Below are 5823 nucleotides of genomic sequence, written 5' to 3'. Positions count from 1 at the left end.
TGGCAAGACACCTCGTGATGGCAGACGTCAGGGTCGTCTTCCCGTGATCGATATGTCCGATCGTTCCGATGTTCACGTGGGGTTTTGTCCTCTCAAACTTTTTCTTAGCCATAGAGAACCTCCGTTTTTATATTTATGGAGCCTACGAGCGGGATTGAACCGCTGGCCTCGTCCTTACCAAGGACGTGCTCTACCGACTGAGCTACGTAGGCACCTGGAGCAGGCGACGTTTTCACCCGCTCTGGTTTCTGGAGCGGGCACGTTTTCACCCGCTCTGATTTCTGGAGCGGGAAACGGGACTCGAACCCGCGACCCTCAGCTTGGAAGGCTGATGCTCTAACCAACTGAGCTACTCCCGCACCCTCTTCTTGTTCATCTGGTTCATCATTGTAGTCTGTATATTCTATTTGGTCTGTCTTGTCTCTCTGCTCCATGCTCTCTGCTGCTTTATTCCCGGGACTTGCCCGTAGGTGTCCATATCTAAATAGTGGTGGAGAGGGGAGGGATCGAACCTCCGAAGGACTTCGCCAACAGATTTACAGTCTGCCCCCTTTGGCCACTCGGGAACCTCTCCTTTAGCTGGTGATGGGACTCGAACCCGCAACCTGCTGATTACAAATCAGCTGCTCTGCCGATTGAGCTACACCAGCAAATCTCATATTATAGTACAAGAATCTTACCAAAATCAATACGATAAGCATTAATTAATATAATATTTTTCTTATCATGTCAATATTTTCTTCGCAATCCTTCACCTAATTTCTGCTCCTGTTTTTGAATACATATTGACATTGTCATGAAAATATAGTTTAATTACACGTTTTTTGTATAAATATTAAGGAGGTGATGCCGTTATGGTATGTGAAAGCGTAAAACCGGGAGTTGAGTGTCTTTTTATGAAAAAGACCGGTTGTTCTTACAATGGCGGGAAGTGTTATACTATTGTAGAGAGTTGTGAAGGTTGTGCAAGGATACTTGAGTTTGAAACCGGTAGATATTGTGCAAATTTTCCCTACCCAGCCCAAAGATGGCAAAAGGGCGCCTGTTCCATGTCATCCCACGTGAAAAAGGCCTCTGTGGAAGAACAGAAGATAAATCCATTGAAGGCGTCAAAAAGAAACGCAGGGAAGAAGTAGCCTTTTGTCCATACGGGTTCGCAGTCTAAGGGCCTTTCGCTGATATATGCATTTTTTAACTGGCGGCAATAGCCGGTACCGGCGAGGTTTGCCCATGAAACATTTGACATTCATGGGGAATGAATGATAAAAAAGACAAACGATTAAGAGGAGGGCTGTTCTTGAGAAAAAATAAATCGGCGATAAAAAGAGCAAAACAATCTGAGGGGAAAAGGCTCAGAAATTCGCATGTAAAAACTACAATGAAAACTCAAATAAAAAAGACACTGTCTGCGATAGAGACAAAAAATAAGGAAAACCTGGATGTGCTCTTCGGCAAAGCCATTTCTCAAATAAACAAAGCCGCATCAAAAGGTGTCATTCATAAAAACAATGCTGCGCGGAAAGTATCGAGGTTAACAAAAAAGGTTAACAACGCAATGCAGACAAAAGGTTAAGGATCTCAATAATCGATAAGCAAGACAGCGGAAAACCGTCTCGCCAGCCTTTCTGACAGTCTTTGCAAGGCTTCCCGTTTGTTATAATCTTCATCAGCGACATTATCAACCCTGTAGGTTTCCGTATCTGTCAGCTGCCACCGTCTCATAAATGTACCATTTTTTCTATAAAGGGCAAGCTCAAGGTCAACGCTGATCCATTTTTCGATCACGATACCCGCGCCGCTCAACGAAGTCGGCGATGTGGTAATCTTCCTGATGTTACCCTGTAAATACGCATCGGAACGGTCTCGATTTATTGTGAAAAGGTTTGTCGAGAGAAGCTCTTTTGAAAATGCATCAGTCACATATAAAGAGGCATGAGGCTCGTAGGTCGAGTTTTTAAATACGGAGATATAAACAGAGGTAATATCTCCTCCTGCTATCCCCTTTTCCCGCACCATCTGATATCCGCAGGAACTGACCAGTATAAAGACCAACGAAGTGAACAGCAGGTTCATAAAAAACGTTTTGTATATTCTTTTATCCATCATCCTCATCTCTTTCTTCAAGAACAGACTATATTGACCAGCTTATTCGGCACTACGATGGTCTTTCTGATCTCCCTGCCCTCGATATGTTTTTTCACCTTTTCCAGGGAAAAGACGACCTCTTTCAGGCTTGCCTCTTCGAGATCGCGTTCCACCGGGCAGGTGTCTCTCAGCTTACCGTTGATCTGCACTGCAATCGTTATCTGATCTTCCTGCACATACAATTCGTTATAGACCGGCCATGAATTATCAATCAAACCTGATCCCTTGCCGATCATCTCCTGTAATTCAGACGTTATATGGGGAACAAAAGGAAAGAGCAATACCAGAACTGTCTCTATGGCGCCCCTCAGTAATCCCTGGGCCTCCCTGCCGTCCCCCTCCTTTTCAATATATCTGTATATGGCGTTCACGAGTTCCATGATGCTCGCTATGGCGGTATTCAGGTGGAACCTTTCAACGTCGTCCGTTACCTTCTTTATTGTTTTGTGTATCCTGTGGGTAAGCTCTTTGAGATCACGGTCATCCCCCTGCGATTCATAAACCGGCTCGATACCGTTCAGTTTCTCGATACGCTCAGCAACAAGTCTCCAGACCCGCTGGAGAAAACGCGCGCTTCCCTCCACGCCCTGATCACTCCAGTCAAGGTCTTTTTCCGGTGGTGATGCAAAGAGACAGAAAAGCCTTGCCGTATCGGCGCCGTATTTCTCTATCAGGTAATCGGGGTCAACGACGTTACCCTTCGATTTACTCATCTTTGCCCCATCCTTGATAACCATCCCCTGCGTAAGGAGGTTCTCAAAGGGTTCCCTGACCTCTACGAGCCCGAGCCCGTTGAGGACCCTGTTAAAAAATCTTGAGTACAGGAGATGGAGAACGGCATGTTCAACGCCGCCGATGTATTGGTCCACGGGCATCCAGTAATCAACCCGCTGCCGGTCAAGGGGTCCCTCCTTGTAATCGGCGCAGGCATACTTGAGGAAATACCAGGAAGATTCAACGAAGGTATCCATCGTATCTATCTCGCGCCTTGCATTCCCCTTACACGAAGGACACACTGTCGTGTAAAACTCCGGATATTCAGCCAGCGGCGACCGCCCGATCATCGTGATCTCCAGATCAAGCGGCAGTCTGACAGGCAGCTCATCATACGGAACCGGTACGACCCCGCAGCGATCGCAGTAGATAACCGGTATCGGCGTACCCCAGTATCTCTGTCTCGATATGCCCCAATCCTTTAATCTGTAATTGACAGTTCCCCTGCCAAAGCCTTTTTGTTCGAGGTAATCAATGATAACGGGGATGGCTTCCCTGTTGTTCCTCCCGTTGAAATGCTCCGAGTTGACCATCACGCCGTCGTCCTCATAGGCCTCTGTCATCTCCTGAGGATCCAGGGTCTTTCCTTCGGGCGATATGGTAACAATGACCGGCAGGCTGTATTGCTTTGCAAATTCAAAGTCTCTCTGATCGTGCGCCGGTACGGACATGATCGCGCCCGTGCCGTATTCCATGAGGACGAAATTCCCGATGTATATCGGTATCTTCTGATTGTTCAGCGGGTTTATTGCATACCGTCCGGTAAATACGCCTTCCTTTTCTGTGCTGATCTCACTCCTGAAGCTCCGGTCCTGTGCCTTCACCTTTTCTATAAAAGAAAATACCTCTTTTTCCTGGGAAGTGCCCTGCGCGAGTTTCAACGAGAGCGGGTGCTCCGGCGCAAGTACCATGAAGGTCACGCCGTAGAGGGTATCGGGCCGCGTGGTAAAGATCGTCATATCCGTCCCGTCTTCCAGTTTAAAATCAACCTCTACGCCATGGCTCTTGCCGATCCAGTTCTTCTGCATGTGAAGGACCTTCTCGGGCCATCCGGGCAGTTTGTCGCAATAATCATACAGCTCATCGGCGTATTTCGTTATAGCGAAAAACCACTGTGTCAGCTCTTTCTGGATCACTTCCTCGCCGCACCTCCAGCATGCTCCCCCCTCCACCTGTTCATTTGCAAGTACAGTCTGACATTTTGTGCAATAATTGACCGGCGAGTTTTTCCTGTACACGAGTCCTTTCTCGAACATCTTCAGGAACATCCACTGTTCCCATTTATAATAATCGACATCACATGTAGCTATCTCCCTGTCCCAATCATAACTAAATCCGAGCCTCTTCAGTTGTTTGCGCATGTAGGCAATATTTTCATAGGTCCACGCGGCTGGATGTATACCGCGTTCTATCGCGGCATTTTCAGCGGGCATGCCGAAGGCATCCCAGCCCATGGGGTGCAGCACATTGTAGCTTCTCATCCTTTTATACCGCGCTATCACGTCGCCTATGGAATAATTTCGCACATGGCCCATGTGTATCTTGCCGGAGGGATATGGGAACATCTCGAGGAGATAATATTTTTTCTTCGTGCTGACTTCGCTGACCTTGAAGGCCTTATCCTTCTCCCAGAGGGTTTGCCATTTTTCTTCTATAACATGCGGTTCGTAGGGCTTCATAACAACTCCTGACATATAACGGCCTGTAATTCACTGCTTATTGAGCATCGCCCGGATCCTGAGCCGCAGGGCATTCAGTCTTATAAAACCTCCGGCATCTTGCTGATCGTAGACAGCGTCTTTGTCGAAGGTTGCAAAGTCTTTCATGTATAATGATCTGTCCGACCTTCTTCCTGCTGCCGTACAACTGCCTTTATACAGTTTTATCCTTACCGTCCCCGTCACATTTTTTTGGGTTTCGTCGATAAAGGCCCTCAGGGCGTTCATCTCCGGTGAGTACCAGAATCCGTAGTAGATAAGCTCGGAGATCTTCGGGATGAGACTATCCCGTATATGCATAACCTCCCTGTCCATCGTGATCGACTCCATTGCCCTGTGCGCGGTATGGAGTATCGTGCATCCCGGCGTCTCATAGACCCCTCTCGATTTCATGCCGACAAAGCGGTTTTCAACGATATCGAACCTCCCCACGCCGTTTTCACCGCCTGCTTTATTCAAAAAGGCAACGATCTCAAAAGGTGACATTGCCTTTCCATCTATCTTTACGGGGATCCCGTCCTGGAAATCGATCTCGATGTAGCGTGGCCTGTCCGGCGCCTTTTCAGGTGAAACAGTGGTCAAAAACATATCTTCATTGGGTTCCATCCAGGGATCCTCGAGGATCCCGCCTTCGTAACTGATATGCATGAGATTCCTGTCCATGCTGTAAGGCTTCGCCTTGCTTACAGGTACATCGATCCCGTGTTTCTGCGCGTAATCGATGAGTTCCTCCCTTGATGCGAAGCTCCATTCCCTCCAGGGAGCAATGATCTTGATGTTGGGCTCAAATGCATAGTACGTTAGTTCAAACCGTACCTGGTCGTTGCCCTTCCCTGTTGAGCCGTGGGAAACCGCATCGGCATTTTCCGTCCTCGCGATCTCGATCTGTCTTTTTGCAATGAGCGGCCTGGCGATCGACGTCCCCATAAGGTATCCGCCCTCATACACGGCATTGGCCTTAACGGCGAAAAATATAAAATCCCTTGCAAACTCCTCCCGCAGGTCCTCGATATATATCTTCGAAGCGCCGGTCTTGAGGGCCTTTTCTTCGAGTCCTTCAAGTTCCTCTGCCTGCCCGACATCGGCGGCATATGCGATCACTTCACAGCCATACTGTTCTTTGAGCCACTTCAGTATGACCGACGTGTCAAGACCGCCTGAATACGCGAGAACAACCTTTTTTACC

6 protein-coding genes and 4 tRNA genes are annotated in these 5823 nt (G+C 48.0%); 2 read left to right on the top strand and 8 right to left on the bottom strand.

Features of this window, described 5'->3' with window-relative positions; genetic code table 11:
• The 5 genes from PHU49_13595 to PHU49_13575 form a co-directional block, all read right to left on the bottom strand.
• Positions 1-112 (bottom strand): GTP-binding protein (locus PHU49_13595; GenBank protein MDD5245038.1); only part of this gene is annotated, 112 nt, incomplete at its 3' end.
• 24 nt (positions 113-136) lie between these two features.
• Positions 137-212: transfer RNA gene (locus PHU49_13590), tRNA-Thr, on the bottom strand.
• Between the two features lie 70 nt (positions 213-282).
• Positions 283-359, bottom strand: a tRNA-Gly gene (locus PHU49_13585).
• 129 nt (positions 360-488) lie between these two features.
• A tRNA-Tyr gene (locus tag PHU49_13580) sits at positions 489-574 on the bottom strand.
• A gap of 3 nt (positions 575-577) precedes the next feature.
• A tRNA-Thr gene (locus PHU49_13575) sits at positions 578-650 on the bottom strand.
• Between the two features lie 204 nt (positions 651-854).
• On the opposite strand from PHU49_13575, the gene PHU49_13570 reads away from it, so the two are divergent.
• Together PHU49_13570 and rpsT are read left to right on the top strand one after the other, a co-directional pair.
• Positions 855-1136 (top strand): PxxKW family cysteine-rich protein, encoded by a 282-nt coding sequence (locus tag PHU49_13570; protein MDD5245037.1) that lies wholly within the window; start codon positions 855-857, stop codon positions 1134-1136.
• 119 nt (positions 1137-1255) lie between these two features.
• Entirely contained in the window at positions 1256-1573 is a 318-nt protein-coding gene (gene rpsT / locus PHU49_13565; protein MDD5245036.1) for a 30S ribosomal protein S20, read from the top strand.
• 5 nt (positions 1574-1578) lie between these two features.
• On the opposite strand, the gene lptE is transcribed toward rpsT, so the two are convergent.
• The 3 genes from lptE to PHU49_13550 all read right to left on the bottom strand — a co-directional run.
• Positions 1579-2106: an LPS assembly lipoprotein LptE gene (gene lptE, locus PHU49_13560; GenBank protein MDD5245035.1), complete on the bottom strand. Its 528-nt coding sequence runs from the start codon at positions 2104-2106 to the stop codon at positions 1579-1581.
• A 14-nt stretch (positions 2107-2120) separates the two neighbouring features.
• Positions 2121-4598, bottom strand: coding sequence for a leucine--tRNA ligase (gene leuS / locus PHU49_13555; GenBank protein ID MDD5245034.1), 2478 nt, complete (start codon positions 4596-4598; stop codon positions 2121-2123).
• Between the two features lie 30 nt (positions 4599-4628).
• On the bottom strand, positions 4629-5823 hold a 1195-nt coding region (locus PHU49_13550; GenBank protein MDD5245033.1), incomplete at its 5' end, for an argininosuccinate synthase.

This window comes from Syntrophorhabdaceae bacterium, from assembly GCA_028713955.1.
In the GTDB taxonomy this organism is placed as follows: Bacteria; Desulfobacterota; Syntrophorhabdia; order Syntrophorhabdales; family Syntrophorhabdaceae; genus UBA5609.
The sequence above is the reverse complement of the archived record's forward strand: the minus strand, read 5'-3'. Positions and strand labels throughout refer to the sequence as shown.

Bases quoted from the DNA above. Each gene is read 5' to 3' on its own strand.
- lptE (MDD5245035.1), bottom strand. From the start codon at position 2,106: ATGATGGATAAAAGAATATACAAAACGTTTTTTATGAACCTGCTGTTC.
- PHU49_13570 (MDD5245037.1), top strand. From the start codon at position 855: ATGGTATGTGAAAGCGTAAAACCGGGAGTTGAGTGTCTTTTTATGAAA.
- rpsT (MDD5245036.1), top strand. From the start codon at position 1,256: ATGAATGATAAAAAAGACAAACGATTAAGAGGAGGGCTGTTCTTGAGA.
- leuS (MDD5245034.1), bottom strand. From the start codon at position 4,598: ATGAAGCCCTACGAACCGCATGTTATAGAAGAAAAATGGCAAACCCTC.